We start from the raw sequence: 14,919 nt of genomic DNA, 5'->3' as shown, positions 1-14,919 counted from the left end.
GTGTATGAGCTCCTCATTAAGAAATAATGTAAGAGGTAATATACACTTTGACTACTTTTCCTTGCTGCATCTCTTCATTCATTCTGACTTTGATCAGCTCTTCAAGCGACTGCTTTCCCTTTTTGCCTTCAAGATCTTCTGCTTTCATATCGGACAGTTCTGTAATAATGATGTTTTGAGCTTGGAACTTCCGCTTTTCCAGTTCACTTTTCGCCTTTTTTCCGTCTGTTTGAACCATAAAGGAAATTTTGACATACCTTTGATCCAACAGATTCGTTGCAATCTCTCCAATATCCACTGATGTTTCAATGACATCATCAATCGATGGTTCAGCACTCGCTTCTTTTTGACCAGGGTCCAGCCTGTCATAGACAAGCAGTCCTGCAGCTCCTCCGAGCAGAAGTATGGATAAGAAGAAAAGTATTTTGCTATTTTTCATTTGAACGCTCCTCACCAATGCTGCTCAACATTTGAATAGATTGGTAAAATTGAAGAATTTTTTCAGCCACGAGCTGTTCAGATTCAACCACTACATACTTGCGGCCATTTGTCAGAGTAATCGTTGTATCAGGAAATGATTCCACGGTTTCTATATAAAGTGCATTTAAATAAAATGACTTGCCATTTAATTTAGTAATATGTATCAATGAACAGCCCTGGGCCGGTATTTACCAGGCCCGGGTCCCTCCCTTGCCTATCGTTTTAAATTGACAAGCTCCTGTAAAATTTCATCTGATGTGGTGATAATTCTTGTATTTGCCTGAAATCCGCGCTGGGCTACAATCATTTCAGTAAACTCTTCAGATAGATCCACATTGGACATTTCAAGTGTACCGGATACGAGTTTGCCGGCTCCGCCTGTTGTCGGATACCCATATGCCGGAATGCCTGATGCTGCCGTAGCAATATAAAAATTATCTCCAACCTTTTCCAGACCGCCATTGTTGGCAAATCTTGCAATGGCAATATTATCACCAGAAATATTGGTTCCATTATATGTATAATTGATCCTTCCATTTTCTTCGATGCTTAAATTGGAAACAGCTTCAATATTTGCAATTTGTATCGGTCTCAGCATACCAACAATATTAGTATTTGTATCATCGTATACCGGATGGCCAATACCGTTATTCGTATTGGTTTGCTCCAGGCCCAGCACATATTCCCCAGAGGCTGTAACCAAATAACCGTCATTGTCGAAATACAGGTTTCCGGCCCTGGTATATTTAATCCCGCCATTTCCATCATCTACCGCTAAATATCCGTCCCCCTGGATTCCAACATCCAATACACGTCCTGTTGTCTGCAGACTTCCCTGGGTATCTATGGTGTCAATGGCACTTAGTTGTGAGCCAAGTCCAACCTGCTTCGGATTTACACCGCCCCGCGCCCCATCTCCGGCACTGGCTCCGGAAATCGTCTGGCTGACCATATCTTTAAATGTCACTCGTCCTTTTTTAAATCCGAATGTATTGACGTTGGCAATGTTGTTTCCGATCACATCTAATTTTGTTTGGAAGTTTTTCATCCCACTGATTCCTGAATACATCGAACGTAACATTTTTTTCGTTTCCCCTTTCTTCGGCTGTATCCGTCAATCCACAGCCGTTGGCTTCCTTAATAAGGTCCAGCCGCTTGTTAGTCTAATAGAATAGTTCCATCAATATTGTTAAAAATTTTCCCGGCAGTTTCATTTCTTTCCATCATAGTAATTACCGTGTTGTTTTTCGCACTTACAACCATAGCCGCATTTTTCAAAATGACCAGCGGTTCTTGAATACCTTTAGATTTGGCTTCATAAAGTTTTCGTTCGATTTGATCCCACGTTGCATCGCTAATATCAATGTTCCTTTGTTTCATTCTTATGCGTGCATGCTTGCTCACTTTTAATTGTCCTGTATCTTCAATAGACTGCTGTAAATGCTTTGAAAAGGATGTCTCACTTATGTGTTGGTTTTCCTTTCTGTGACCGCCAGGATGTATGTGGAATGGCGACTGAATGGAATGAATCAATGGTTTCACATCATCGCCTCCCCTTACTCAATTTTCGTCAGTTTTTCGGGAGCCACCACAGATCCGTTGTCCATAATCAAATATATACTGCCCTTTTTGGAGGTGACGGAGGCTACAACCCCTGTTTGCTCCCTCTCTCCATCCAAATAAACTGTTTTCTTTCCGATCAGATGGCTCGCCTGAGCTAAAGTGTTTACTTCCTGGCTTTGATGAATTTCAGAAATATTTGCCGGAACTAATTCTTTGCCGTCTTCCAGAATGATTTTTACAGAGTCTCCCAGAAATTGAATAGATTGAACGACCCCCCGCCCTTCTGTTACTTCAGGATCTTCCTTTGCATCGTTACCTCCGATCATTTCATGCCATGTCACTTCTTTTCCGACAAATTCGCTATAAGCGAGTAAATTTGCTTGTGTGGTGCTCTGAACAAACCTCTCAAGCGTCTTGTTCATATTCATCAGTTGTTCAAGTGATGAAAATGTTGCCATTTGGCTAATAAATTCCGTATCTTCCATCGGATTGAGCGGATCCTGGTTTTGCAGCTGTGTAAATAAAATTTTCATAAAAGCATCTTTGCCCAACGAACCATTGTCAACAGATTCTCCTTTGGCCGCTTCTGCAGGCAAAAAATAATCTGTATCGATTGCATTTGTCATATTTTCACCTACACTTCCATTTCAAATAACACTTGCTCCAAAAAACGCGAAAAATCTTCCTCTTCTTTCTCTTCCTTCATCGTGCTGTTCTCAGCTTCCTGCTGTGACTGCTGTTTTTCATGATCCTGGTTAGGATTCCGGCTGCTATATTTTTCAAGTCCGTCATAAAAAGTAACATCGATTTTATCCACCTGAACGTTTTGCTGGATAAAAGCCTGTCTTAACTGATGAAGCTGGGAATCCAGCATTTCCTTTGCAATACCGGTAGACGTTAGAATCCGAGCCAGCATCATTCCATCCTTTTGAATCAGTTCGATCCGCAAAGATCCCAAATGCTCCGGGTACAGACGTACAGTCAAACTTTTTGTCTGCAATGCCTGTTTAAAATGCGATTTATGCAAAATACCGGCCAATTGTCTGATCATTTCTTTGGCTTGCCTTTCAAACGAACTGTTTTCTACTAAGTTCATGATCATTTCTTCCGTTTTACCCGCAGCCCGCATACCTGATTGTCCAATAATGGCATCGTGAGCCTGGGTATCCTTTGGAGAATGTACCGGCAGTCCACTGTCCTGCAAGGGGCTTTGAACTCTCTTTTCTTTCAGACCCTCGGTCTGAAGGCGGAAAACGGCCGGCTGTTCCTTTTCGATATCTACTTTCTTCCCTGCATATGCGGTGTCCTGAGCCCGCTGCCCGGATGTGTCGCTCGGATTTTTATGCCGGATCAGATGCTCGGCTAACGGCTGTTCCTGAAAAGGAAATGCCTTTTCCCTTTTTATAGGCAGCGGGCCGACATCCAGCAGCATGGCTTTCAGATCTTTTACAAGCGAGTGAATCTTCAGAAGCTCTTCCCCATTCTGCTGTAAAAACACATGTGCTGCCGCAATAAAAAGTGTTAAACTTTCTTCCCAGTCCGAAGATGCCATTTCAAGATCAGTCTTGTTCAACTGCTCATAAAGAAAAGCAGTGTCGGAAAGGACCTCTTTTTCTCTGGTGTTCGATGGTGGAAATAGTGCTTTCTGAATTTCCTTTAAGAGTGCCAAAGCTTTTTCCAATACCTGTAAGTTACTTTGACTTTCAGCCGCAGTGTCAGCACTTCCGGACTCATTTACAGCCTGTATAGAATGATAGACTGCAAGCTTTTGATTAAGGAAACTTCCAAAACTGCCGTCAGCGTCCCCTGCTTTACTGTTTGGGACGGGTATAATAGCTGCAGGCAAAGGGGATTCCCATGAAATGATTCTCATTAAATGTCACCTCCCTTTATTGAGATTCTGAGGCAAGCCGATTTGTATAAACTGCCGCTTTATCCGGCGGCATTTTCTCCATAATCCTTGCCAGCGATTCCGGGTTCAATTGCTTTAGAATCGCTACCGCCTCATCATCTGACATTTCAACAATAATAGAAGCAGCCCTTTTGGGCATCATGGCTTCATACACATCTACGACCTCTTTCATTCCGCCGTCTTTCTCGTTCCTTGCTTCATCTGCTTCATCTAAAGCTGCTTCCAGTCTTTTTTTATCTTGTTCCAATAAGGTGATCTTGGACTCACTGTCCTCCAGCTCTCGTTCCAGGCGAGAAATTTCTACATTCTTCTCTTCTATCTGAGCTTCCAGGCTGATGACTCCCTCATTGTAATCATCCCTGCTGACCATATCACTTCCACCCATCATGCTCGAGATAAGAGGAAGCTTGGCCCCGGCCTCCTTGGCTTTTTCATAAACATTCACGCCGGTTACTGTAGCAGCCAGCATGGCAAGAAAAAGGATCAGCAAAAGCGGGATGATAATCCATGTAAGAAACTTTTGAAAAACACCAGATTTTTTAAGTTCTTTTGGCTTATCTACTTTCTTTCCCAACTTGTCACCTAATTTCCTTTTCGATGTTGAAATTGAATGGCAGCCATTTCGTCCATTTGTCGAGATTCCTCCACATGAATGAACCGTTTAAAATACTTATAGCTTTTATCTTTCATTTTTTCATATTTCTTTACTTCAATATTGCTTTCAAGAAGTTTCTCTTCCCAGCAGCGCATCTCATTTCGAGTTGAAATGACTTTTTTCTGCCATTCTTGTATGGCTTTTTCATGATGTTGAATAAAAACTTGATGATGTCTGATTTTCTGAATGTGATAACCTGTTTCCAATTTTTCCGATTGAAACTTCTCCAGTGTTTCCTTTTTCTTCAATAATTCATATAAAGTCTTGGCTGCTTGTTCAAATTTCCTGACCGATTCCTCATAGAGAGATGAAACTTCTTCTTTTTCTTTTTCTTTAAGTGTTAAAATATGCTGAAACCTGTAGTCAAATTTCAACGAAATTCACCCGTTTCCGCCAAGTGGATCAAAGCTTGGATACTTTCCTTCTTTGTTGGCTGTTCATTGATGTCTTGCCGTAAAAATTTTACAATTTCCGGATGGTATTCAATTGCCGTGTCAATTTCCTCAGAAGCCCCTTTTTTATATGCTCCAATATTAATCAGGTCTTCTGCATTTACATATGTACTCAATAATTGCCTGATCTCATTTGCAGCTTTTATATGGTCTGGTTCAGCAAGTTGATTCATCAGCCGGCTGACACTCTTGAGGACATTGATTGCAGGATAATGGCCTTGATTGGCCAAAGCCCGGTCAAGGACAATATGTCCGTCTAAAATCCCTCTAACTGTATCGGCAATCGGTTCATTCATGTCATCCCCGTCTACAAGCACCGTATAAAAACCGGTAATGGAACCACTGGGGCTTGTTCCAGCCCTTTCCAAGAGGCGGGGCAGCAAAGCAAAAACGGACGGAGTATACCCTCTGGTTGCCGGCGGCTCACCTACTGCCAATCCGACCTCCCTTTGGCTCATAGCTACCCTCGTTACCGAATCCATCAACAGATTTACGCTATAGCCTCTATCGCGAAAATATTCTGCAATGGCTGTAGCTGTAAAAGCACCTTTAATCCTCATGAGTGCAGGCTGATCAGAAGTAGATGCGACAATGACGGACTTTTTCAAACCTTCGGGACCCAGGTCATTTTCAAGAAACTCCTTTACCTCTCTTCCCCGCTCACCGATCAGGGCTATCACATTGATATCCGCCGTCGTATTTCGGGCAATCATTCCAAGCAGCGTACTTTTTCCGACCCCGCTGCCGGCAAAGATCCCCATGCGTTGTCCTTTTCCGACAGGAAGCAGGCTGTCAATGGCTTTTATCCCAATATTTAGCTGCTCTGTAATGGGGGGTCTAGTTAAAGGGTTGGGGGGATCACGGTCTATTTGTACAGAACTCATCCCCCGCGGAAGAATTGAATCATCCATGGGTTGTCCAAGTGCATTTACCACATTTCCGATTATTTCCGGTCCTGCCATTATTTCCAACGGTTTTCCCGTTGTTTCAACAAGATTCCCCGGTGCTATATCCATCAGATTTGTATAAGGCATTAAAATTAGATGTTTCTCCTTAAAGCCCACTACTTCTGCCATCACTTTCCGGCCGTTTGCCTTGCTGCCGGTGTGAATCATGCAAACATCTCCTATGGAACATTCCGGGCCGAATGACTCAATCATCAATCCGACAACCTTCATTACTTTTCCATATCGTTTGACTGGATTCATGGCTTTAATAGCAGGAAGCAAATCTTTTGCTTTCATCATTCCGGATCTGCGGACAAAAGTTCCACAAGCCTTTCTTTTAATTCTTTTAACTGGCTGTCGATACTTACATCAATACGGACAGTCTCACACTCTATGACACAATCATCGTCACCCAATTCTTCTTTTGGATAAAAATAGCAATTGACTTCTCGCGGAAATATAGACTCCAAAACACTTCTGGAAGAAACCAGCCATTGTAATTTCGACGGATGAACATAAATTTCCACTTCTTTTTCATCTTTTAATTCTGCTATCCCTTTTTTTACTACCTCCAAAAATTTCTCGGGTGTTTCAGTCAAAACCGTTCCCAAAATAGTTTCCGCACTGGCCATGGCCAATTCCAATATCGTTTGTTCCGCGCTTGCAATATAGGTCTTTGTATCGGAACGCGCTTGGTTAATAGCTTCTGCAGCAGTATCTATTAACTTCGAATATTCGTTTTTTCCAGCTTTCCTTCCTTGCTCCAAACCGCTTTGGTAGCCCTCATTCCAAGCTTGCTCTGACAAGCTTTTTTTCTCCGACTCCCAATGGCTTTTTTCTTCATTGATCTGCTTCCGAAGCTGTTCAGCTTCACGAGCGGCCGCTTCCAGTATGCGCTCCGCCTGTTTTTTTGCGTTTTCCACTAATTTATACATTTTCTCTTCAATAGACGGATCGATGTTCTCATTTTCACGGACCGTTCCAGCGACTTTTTTAGGTTTAATAAGCTTAGAGTCCGCTAAAATTTCTTCCGGATGAAACCTTAGAATATTAGACAATAATTTCATCCCCTCCGCGTGCAAGGATAATCTCTCCTGCATCCTCCAGGCGACGGATAATGGCTACAATGTTCGACTGGGCTTCCTCAATTTCCCGTAGACGGACAGGCCCCATCAATTCCATCTCTTCTTGTATCGTTACAGCCATTCTGGTGGACATGTTGCTTAAAATCGTTTCTTTCACTTCATCGCTGGCCACTTTAAGCGCCAGCATTAAATCATCTGTTTCGCATTCTCTGATGACACGCTGAATGGAAAGATTATCCAAAATCACAATATCTTCAAAGACAAACATTCTTTCTCGTATATTCTCTGCGAGTCCGGGATCCTGAACACCGAGGGTATCCAGAATCGTCTTTTCTGTCGCCCGGTCTACTCCTTGCAATACCTGTACGATCGTTTCAATTCCGCCGCTTTGTGAGTAATCATCCGTAACCGTTGCAGACAGTTTTCTTTTTAAAATTTCTTCTACTTCTTTAATGACGTCCGGAGAAGTTCCATCCATAACCGCGATTCTCCTTGCAATGTCCGCTTGTGTTTCATCCGGAAGCTCCGAAAGAATTTGGCCAGCCTTCTCAGGTTCCAAATATGTAAGAACGAGAGCAATCGTTTGCGGATGCTCATTTTGAATGAGGTGCAATATTTGTCCCGCATCTGCTCTTTTTGCAAAATCAAATGGTTTGGTCTGAAGGGAGGCATTAAGCTTTTTCAGCATTTTTGATGCCTCTTCATATCCAAAGGCCTTTTCCAAAACGACTTTTGCATAATCCAGTCCACCCTGCGTAATGTATTTTTGCGCTACCGCAATATGGTGAAATTCATTGATCACTCTGTCTTTTCTTTCGGATGTGACATTGCGGAGAGTGGAGATTTCCATTGTCAGCTTTTCCACTTCTTTTTCAGTCAGCTGCTTATAAATTTTTGAAGCGGTATCGGGTCCCAAAGATATGAGAAGTACAGCAGCTTTTTGCAATGGTGAAAGTTTTTGTTTCTTTTCCAATTCTCTACATGTCCTCCTCGTCTTCTGCTAGCCATGTGCGCAATAAATTGGCAAATTGCTCCGGATTTTCTTTGGCCATTTCTTCAAGCTGTTGACGATGGTCTGCAGTTTTGAGTGCAGCAAGTTCTTCAGCACTTGGCGGCTGAGGTTCTGATGGCAGGTCATCTGCAGCGATGTCCTCCATCTCTTCTTCTCTTTCTCCCCTTGCTCGCAGCCATAAATAAATTAAAACAGCGATGACTGCCAGGAGAAGTCCTCCAATAATATAAGCCCACCAAGGCAAAGCAGCTTTGGAAGGATCCTCTTCGGGATCTGCATTACCGTTAAAGGGCTGTACGGATACAACAACTTTTTCCTCAATGGCTTCATCTGATAAATCGGTACCGCTGTCCTTGTCAATAGATGTCTTTACAATAGTAGAAAGCAGCTGCTGTATATCATCCCTTCTATCTTCAGGAAAGGAAAAAGGCTCCTCCGGATCAGGCGGCTCAACCATGACCTGTATACCAAGATCACGTATCTTATAGGGGCTCTCCACAATTTCTTTTCGGATCTTGTTCACTTCATAGTTCAGGGTTTCTTCTGATCGTTCATACTCCCCCTCGCCCCCATTGCCTTCCAGATATTGACTGGCACCACTGTCAGCCGGATCAGCTGCTTGCGGAACGCCCCCGGCTTGGGCTCCATCCCCCGTAAATGTTTCGGTTATTCTTTGGGCACTGATGGCGATCCCCCGCATATTTTCTTCATCAACAGGAGTGACAAGATTTTCTTCTCTATTTTCCTGGGTGAAGTCAATATCGGCCGTTACTGATGTCATTACCTTGTTATGTCCGATTAATGTTCCGAGCATTTGCTGGACCTGGCGCTGGATGTTCCGCTCAATACGTTCTTTGATTTTGAGTTGGCCTTCAATCCCGCTGTCGGCATAAGTGCTGTCATTAAGATCGAAATATTCCAGATACTGATTGCGGATCACGATATTATCTGTCGTTAAATTCGGGACACTTTTAGACACGAGATGGTAAAGTGATTTAATTTGCTTCTCGTCAAAATCATGTCCAGGTTCCGTATGTAACACAATGGAAGCCGAGGCTTCTTCTTTATTTTCTTTTACAAACACACTTTGCTCCGGCATTGTAATCATGACATTGGCATCTTCAACACCGTCAATGCTTTTAATAAGCCCGGCCAGCTCATTTTGCATAGCATCCAGCTTTAATACATTAAATTCATTATCTGTCATGCCAAAACCCGCATTTTCACCAAAAAAAGAATAATCGATATGTCCTGTTTTCGGTATCCCTTCCGCAGCAAGCTCCACCATTAACGTTTCTGCACTGCCATCCGGCACTTTAATGGAGGATCCATTTTCTGCAATTTCCGATTTGATACCCCTTGCATCCAGCTCTTCTTTAATTGCTCCTGTCTCTGACGGTGACAGGTTTGTGTAGAGCGGTACCATCGTTGTTCGTGTTGTCAGGATGGTAAGGAATGTAATGAAGATCAACAAGGCACCAGCAGCTGCTATAAAAAGGATCTTTTGTTTTTTTGATCGGTTCATCCAATACTCTTTTATGGCGGAAAAGCGTTTTAACAGTATATCTTTCATGGTTAATCCCCTTAAACATTCTGGTTACACTTGCATTCTCATGATTTCCTGATAAGCTTCCACAGCTTTGTTGCGAATTTCAAGTGTAGCCTGCATAGAAACTGAAGCTTTTTGTCCGGCAATCATGACATCATGCATATCGATTTTTTTGCCCTCAGCAAACATAGTGATAGCTTTGTCAGACTGCTTTTGCAACTGATTCACTTCTTCAATGGCGTTTTTCAAATACTTGCCAAAATCATTTTTTTCTTGTGAATTTTCAATTCTCTCACGAACGGATCCTCCTTCGGTCGACAGAACATTGGCCGAGGGAGAAAGATAGCCATTTACTTGCATCAATCATTTCCCCTTTTTAATTTGAATCTCATTTTCCTATATCAAGTGACTTCATCAGCATCGCCTTTGTTGCATTAAGGACGGTGACATTAGCCTCGTAGGACCTTGTAGCACTGATCATGTCTACCATTTCGCGAAGCGGGTCCACATTAGGCAAATAAACATAGCCTTCCTCATCCGCATCGGGGTGTTCAGGATCATACATTGTTTTAAATGGGGTTGGATCTTCGATGATTCTTGATACCTTTACACCTGCGGGAGTAGATTGTCCGGATTGGGAGTCAATGGCTCTGTTAAGTGCAGAAGAAAAAGATGTCTGCTTCGGAGTCATGACGACCATTTTTCTTCTGTACGGCTGCCATTCTCCATTAACTATCCGTTCCCTCGTCGTATCAATATTTGCCATATTGGAGGAAATCACATCCAGTCTCAAGCGCTGGGATGTCAGCGCCGAGGAAGAAATTCCCATGGAATGGAAAATGCTCATGACTATTTACCTCCCTTAATCACATTCTGTAACGATTGAAATTTCCCGCTTAATCTATCTGTTAACAAACTGTAATATATTTGATTTGCGGCAAGGTCTGACATTTCTTTATCAATATCCACATTGTTTCCATTATGAGCATATTGGACTTGTCTGTTGGCGGAGATTACAGCCGAATCGCGCTTTTGTCCGTTTGTAATGTGTCTGTCGTCACTGACACGGAGAGTAGATGCCGATAGCGCCTCGTTCAGTGCCTTTTGGAAAGTCACTTGCTTCCCCTTGTAATTAGGGGTATCTGCATTAGCAATATTTTGCGCAGTTATTTCGTGTTTCAGTGCTGAGTAATCCAATGATCGTTCTATCGTTCGAATGGTATCGGAAAAAAGTTTCATAAAAACCACCGCCAATTTCCTCTTTTTCCTAAACTATCCATATTGTAATCGTTTTGTCATATTACGTCTATATATGGCGGGTAAATTTTATGTGAACTATCGATGAAAATTATGAAAATTAGTCAAAAAGACCTATAATGTGACAAAAAAAAAAAAAAAAAAAAAAAAAAAGAACGCCTGATCTTATCGGACGTTCTTTTTTACCTAATATCACATTCTTTTAGCTAGACTTTAGCTTCTCTAATTCGACAAAAAATTTCGAGTTCAACACTTTAATATACGTACCTTTCATACCAAGTGACCGTGACTCAATTACACCCGCACTTTCAAGCTTTCTAAGCGCGTTGACGATGACAGATCTCGTAATTCCCACTCTGTCTGCAATTTTTGATGCAACGAGAAGTCCTTCAGTTCCACTCAGCTCTTCAAAAATATGCTCAATTGCTTCAAGTTCACTGTAAGAAAGTGAGCTGATCGCCATTTGAACGACTGCTTTGCTTCGTGCTTCTTCTTCAATTTCCTCCGCTTTTTCACGGAGAATTTCCATACCAACAACTGTAGCACCATATTCAGCCAGGATTAGGTCATCATTGTCAAATTCTTGGCCAAGGCGCGCCAATATCAATGTGCCCAGTCTTTCTCCACCGCCGATGATCGGTACAATGGTGGTCAGTGCTGTTGCAAATAAGTCTTTGCTCTCGGCAGGGAAAGCAGCGTACTCACTGTTGATATCCAGGTTTGCCGAAGTTTCATTGATATTAAACAAGTTTTTTGTATACTCTTCCGGAAACTTGCGTTCTTCCAGGATCTTTTTCATTCTGTCGCTTTCGATTGGCTGACGGACAGAATAACCGAGTACTTTTCCGCGTCTGCTTAAGACGTAAACGTTCGTTTCGATAAGGTCCGACAAAGTTTCTGCCATCTCGGTGAAATTTACCGGTTTGCCGGCAGTATTTTGAAGCATTGCATTAATTGTCCGTGTTCTTGTTAATAAATCCATTGTTTCTCCTCCTAAAATATTCAAATGTAGATTGATGGATTTCATACCTATAAAATGAACTGGCTCAAATCTTTGTCTTTTGAAATTGCTGAAAGTTTTTGATCAACGTAATGTGCGGTGATCTCCACTTTCTCCATTGTCACGTCCGGAGCTTCAAAGGACAAATCTTCTAGCAGTTTCTCCATAATTGTGTGCAGGCGTCGCGCACCAATGTTATCCGTAGTTTGATTCACATCATGGGCGATTTCTGCAAGCCTAGTTATAGCATCGTCAGAAAATTCTATTTGTATACCTTCTGTTTCCAATAATGCTGAATATTGTTTAATAAGCGCATTGTCAGGCTCAGTGAGTATTTTATAAAAGTCTTCTGCTGTCAGCTTTTCAAGCTCTACCCGGATCGGAAAGCGACCTTGCAGTTCAGGGATTAAATCGGATGGCTTTGCCATATGGAAAGCCCCGGCAGCGATAAATAAAATATAATCCGTTTTAATAGGTCCATATTTTGTCATCACAGTGGATCCTTCCACAATTGGAAGGATATCTCTCTGGACTCCTTCTCTGGACACATCCGCTGATGATGATTGTCCCTTGCTTGCAATTTTATCGATTTCATCAATAAAAATGATCCCGGTTTGCTCGGCTTTGGTGATGGCCATTTGCGTTACTTCATCCATATCAATAAGCTTTTGGGCTTCATCGTTTGTCAAAACAACGCGGGCTTCTTTAACAGGAAGCTTTCTTTTCTTCATTTTCTTCGGCATGAGACTGCTTAAGGCATCCTGCATATTCATACCCATCTGTTCCATTCCTGATCCTTGAAATAAATCAAACATGGATGGCTGATGTTCTTCAACCTCAACTTGCACCATTTCGTTTTCAAGTTCTCCTCGCGCAAGCTTCTCTTCAATCATTCTTCTTTTTTCCCTAATACTTATGTCTTCTTGCTCATCCTGAACGGAACTCTCAGACTGCTGGTTACCGCCAAAGATCATTTCAAACGGATTTTTAAAGTTCTCAGCTTTCTTTTTCTTTGGTACAAGCAGCTCCACCAGCCTTTTATTCGCTTGTTTCTCAGCCTGTTCCTTTACTTCCTCCATCTTTTCTTCTTTCACGATTCGAATAGAGGTTTCAGCCAGATCACGGACCATAGACTCTACATCACGTCCCACATAGCCCACTTCTGTAAATTTGGTTGCTTCTACTTTAACAAACGGAGCACCGACCATTTTAGCAAGCCGGCGGGCAATCTCAGTCTTTCCCACACCCGTTGGTCCCATCATTAAAATATTCTTTGGGATAATCTCGTCTCGTATGTCCTCGCTTAAAAGACTGCGGCGATATCGGTTTCGAAGGGCTACAGCCACTGCCCGTTTTGCTTCCCTCTGACCGACAATATATTGATCCAGCTTATCAACAATTTGCCTAGGCGTCATTTCTGAGCCTTTCTTCATGACTGGCAAAATAGTCCCTCCTTTACAGTAACTCATTCCATCGTCAACATGTGTTACAATTCTTCGACAATAATTTGTCGATTTGTGTAGACGCATATGTCTGCAGCAATTTCCAGTGCAGCTTTTGCCATGTCCTTTGCACTCATTTGTTCTGCTGCATAATGTTTGAACGCACGTCCTGCTGCAAGGGCATAATTCCCCCCAGAACCGATAGCCAAAATACCATCGTCCGGCTCAATGACCTCACCCGTTCCAGAAATCAGCAGAAGATTCGATGTATCCATGACAATCAACATCGCCTCAAGTTTTCTTAACACTTTGTCACTTCTCCACTCTTTTGCCAATTCAACTGCAGCCCGGGGAAGGTTGCCATTATACTGCTCAAGCTTGCCTTCAAATTTTTCAAAGAGTGTAAAAGCATCAGCTACAGAGCCGGCAAATCCTGCCAGCACTTTTCCGTTAAATAGTTTTCTGACTTTGCGGGCAGTATGCTTCATGACCACTGCTTCTCCAAATGTAACCTGTCCGTCTCCCGCCATAGCACTTTTCCCTTTGTGGTGAACAGCGAAAATGGTTGTTGCATGAAATTGCTCCATTCTGTCCCTCCTTGCTCAATCAAGCCCGTGGATGGCTATTCATATACGTTTTTCGCAAATGATCCTTTGTAACATGCGTATAAACCTGTGTGGATGACAAGTGAGAATGCCCCAATAATTCCTGAACCGTTCTCATGTCTGCCCCATTATTGAGCATGTGTGTTGCAAAGCTGTGTCTAAACATATGAGGATGAATCTTTCCCGACATAGAAGCTTTATTCATTATATCATTTAGAATATAGCGAATTCCTCTTGCGGTTAACGGGCCTCCTCTTGCATTAACAAATACATATGGGTGTTCCGAACTTCCGATCAATTTTCCCCTTGCATGGCCCAGATAAGACTCAATTGATTCCGCTGCAAATGCACCAAAGGGAACATACCGTTCTTTTCTCCCTTTTCCTTTTACCAATAATGTTGATAGTTCCAAATCCAGATCATTTATTTGAATGTTTGCACACTCACTTACCCTGATCCCGGTTGCGTATAGTAATTCCATTAGGGCAAGATTACGTAATCCCAAAGGTGTGGAAGTATCACAGGAAGCAAATAATTGATTCATTTCCTCCTCATACAAAAAACTTGGCAGCTTTCTTCCCTTCTTAGGCTGAATGACCAATGCAAAAGGATTGTCATGTACAACTTTTTCTCTCAATAAAAACTTAAAAAAACTGCGAAGACTGGATATTTTTCTCGAAGCACTCGTTCTGGCATATTTCTGCTCAAACAATGAGGTTACATACAAACGGGCATCGAAATATTCTACTTGATCCAGTGTTTCGATACATTGTTCAATCATAAATGATATGAAATGCTCTACATCCTTTTGATAAAATTCTATGGTATAAGATGAATAGTTTTTCTCGATCTGCAAGTATTCCAAAAACTTGTTCTTTGCAATAGCGGTTTCTTCCTTCATCTCGCCACCTCGATTTTGAGCCTTCTAAATATTATCACAATCCATTTTGCCTTGCAAAG

The 14,919-nt window shown here is 42.2% G+C and carries 19 protein-coding genes; all 19 read right to left on the bottom strand.

Annotation, left to right across the window (positions count from 1 at the left end):
* Positions 1 to 16 precede the first annotated feature (16 nt).
* Positions 17 to 439 (bottom strand): flagellar basal body-associated protein FliL, encoded by a 423-nt coding sequence (gene fliL, locus ACFSCZ_RS03875; protein WP_380772426.1) that lies wholly within the window; start codon positions 437 to 439, stop codon positions 17 to 19.
* Positions 429 to 647, bottom strand: coding sequence for a flagellar FlbD family protein (locus ACFSCZ_RS03870; RefSeq protein WP_380772425.1), 219 nt, complete (start codon positions 645 to 647; stop codon positions 429 to 431). Before ACFSCZ_RS03870 ends, fliL begins: the two co-directional genes overlap by 11 nt.
* Positions 648 to 694: 47 nt before the next feature.
* Entirely contained in the window at positions 695 to 1,561 is an 867-nt protein-coding gene (gene flgG / locus ACFSCZ_RS03865) for a flagellar basal body rod protein FlgG (RefSeq protein WP_380772424.1), read from the bottom strand.
* Between the two features lie 77 nt (positions 1,562 to 1,638).
* Positions 1,639 to 2,022, bottom strand: coding sequence for a TIGR02530 family flagellar biosynthesis protein (locus ACFSCZ_RS03860; RefSeq protein WP_380772423.1), 384 nt, complete (start codon positions 2,020 to 2,022; stop codon positions 1,639 to 1,641).
* Positions 2,023 to 2,036: 14 nt separating this feature from the next.
* Positions 2,037 to 2,669 (bottom strand): flagellar hook assembly protein FlgD, encoded by a 633-nt coding sequence (gene flgD, locus ACFSCZ_RS03855; protein ID WP_380772422.1) that lies wholly within the window; start codon positions 2,667 to 2,669, stop codon positions 2,037 to 2,039.
* 8 nt (positions 2,670 to 2,677) lie between these two features.
* Positions 2,678 to 3,916, bottom strand: a complete 1,239-nt coding sequence (locus tag ACFSCZ_RS03850; RefSeq protein WP_380772421.1) for a flagellar hook-length control protein FliK — start codon at positions 3,914 to 3,916, stop codon at positions 2,678 to 2,680.
* Between the two features lie 16 nt (positions 3,917 to 3,932).
* Complete coding sequence (locus ACFSCZ_RS03845; RefSeq protein ID WP_380772420.1) at positions 3,933 to 4,529, bottom strand: MotE family protein; 597 nt, start codon at positions 4,527 to 4,529, stop codon at positions 3,933 to 3,935.
* 8 nt (positions 4,530 to 4,537) lie between these two features.
* Entirely contained in the window at positions 4,538 to 4,984 is a 447-nt protein-coding gene (fliJ, locus tag ACFSCZ_RS03840) for a flagellar export protein FliJ (protein ID WP_380772419.1), read from the bottom strand.
* The gene (gene fliI / locus ACFSCZ_RS03835) at positions 4,981 to 6,306 is read right to left on the bottom strand and encodes a flagellar protein export ATPase FliI (RefSeq protein ID WP_380772496.1); all 1,326 of its coding nucleotides are present in this window, start codon (positions 6,304 to 6,306) and stop codon (positions 4,981 to 4,983) included. The genes fliJ and fliI overlap by 4 nt, the downstream gene beginning before the upstream one ends.
* Entirely contained in the window at positions 6,306 to 7,067 is a 762-nt protein-coding gene (fliH, locus tag ACFSCZ_RS03830) for a flagellar assembly protein FliH (RefSeq protein ID WP_380772418.1), read from the bottom strand. Before fliH ends, fliI begins: the two co-directional genes overlap by 1 nt.
* Positions 7,060 to 8,067: a flagellar motor switch protein FliG gene (gene fliG / locus ACFSCZ_RS03825; protein WP_380772417.1), complete on the bottom strand. Its 1,008-nt coding sequence runs from the start codon at positions 8,065 to 8,067 to the stop codon at positions 7,060 to 7,062. The genes fliH and fliG overlap by 8 nt, the downstream gene beginning before the upstream one ends.
* Before the next feature lie 4 nt (positions 8,068 to 8,071).
* On the bottom strand, positions 8,072 to 9,679 hold the full coding sequence (gene fliF, locus ACFSCZ_RS03820; protein WP_380772416.1) for a flagellar basal-body MS-ring/collar protein FliF: 1,608 nt from the start codon (positions 9,677 to 9,679) through the stop codon (positions 8,072 to 8,074).
* 24 nt (positions 9,680 to 9,703) lie between these two features.
* The gene (gene fliE / locus ACFSCZ_RS03815) at positions 9,704 to 10,018 is read right to left on the bottom strand and encodes a flagellar hook-basal body complex protein FliE (RefSeq protein ID WP_465270185.1); all 315 of its coding nucleotides are present in this window, start codon (positions 10,016 to 10,018) and stop codon (positions 9,704 to 9,706) included.
* Between the two features lie 25 nt (positions 10,019 to 10,043).
* Positions 10,044 to 10,502 (bottom strand): flagellar basal body rod protein FlgC, encoded by a 459-nt coding sequence (flgC, locus tag ACFSCZ_RS03810; protein ID WP_380772415.1) that lies wholly within the window; start codon positions 10,500 to 10,502, stop codon positions 10,044 to 10,046.
* A gap of 2 nt (positions 10,503 to 10,504) precedes the next feature.
* Entirely contained in the window at positions 10,505 to 10,894 is a 390-nt protein-coding gene (flgB, locus tag ACFSCZ_RS03805; RefSeq protein WP_380772414.1) for a flagellar basal body rod protein FlgB, read from the bottom strand.
* Positions 10,895 to 11,114: 220 nt separating this feature from the next.
* Positions 11,115 to 11,894, bottom strand: a complete 780-nt coding sequence (codY, locus tag ACFSCZ_RS03800) for a GTP-sensing pleiotropic transcriptional regulator CodY (protein ID WP_380772413.1) — start codon at positions 11,892 to 11,894, stop codon at positions 11,115 to 11,117.
* A gap of 47 nt (positions 11,895 to 11,941) precedes the next feature.
* On the bottom strand, positions 11,942 to 13,345 hold the full coding sequence (gene hslU / locus ACFSCZ_RS03795; RefSeq protein ID WP_380772494.1) for an HslU--HslV peptidase ATPase subunit: 1,404 nt from the start codon (positions 13,343 to 13,345) through the stop codon (positions 11,942 to 11,944).
* Between the two features lie 53 nt (positions 13,346 to 13,398).
* Positions 13,399 to 13,941 carry an ATP-dependent protease subunit HslV gene (gene hslV, locus ACFSCZ_RS03790; protein ID WP_380772412.1) on the bottom strand — a complete coding sequence of 181 codons (543 nt, stop codon included), beginning with the start codon at positions 13,939 to 13,941 and terminating at the stop codon, positions 13,399 to 13,401.
* Between the two features lie 19 nt (positions 13,942 to 13,960).
* On the bottom strand, positions 13,961 to 14,860 hold the full coding sequence (gene xerC / locus ACFSCZ_RS03785) for a tyrosine recombinase XerC (RefSeq protein ID WP_380772411.1): 900 nt from the start codon (positions 14,858 to 14,860) through the stop codon (positions 13,961 to 13,963).
* Between the last annotated feature and the right edge of the window lie 59 nt (positions 14,861 to 14,919).

The sequence above is a fragment of the Siminovitchia sediminis genome (assembly GCF_042680885.1).
Classification (GTDB): Bacteria; Bacillota; Bacilli; order Bacillales; family Bacillaceae_C; genus Siminovitchia; species Siminovitchia sediminis.
This window is presented reverse-complemented; position numbering and strand designations above follow the sequence as displayed.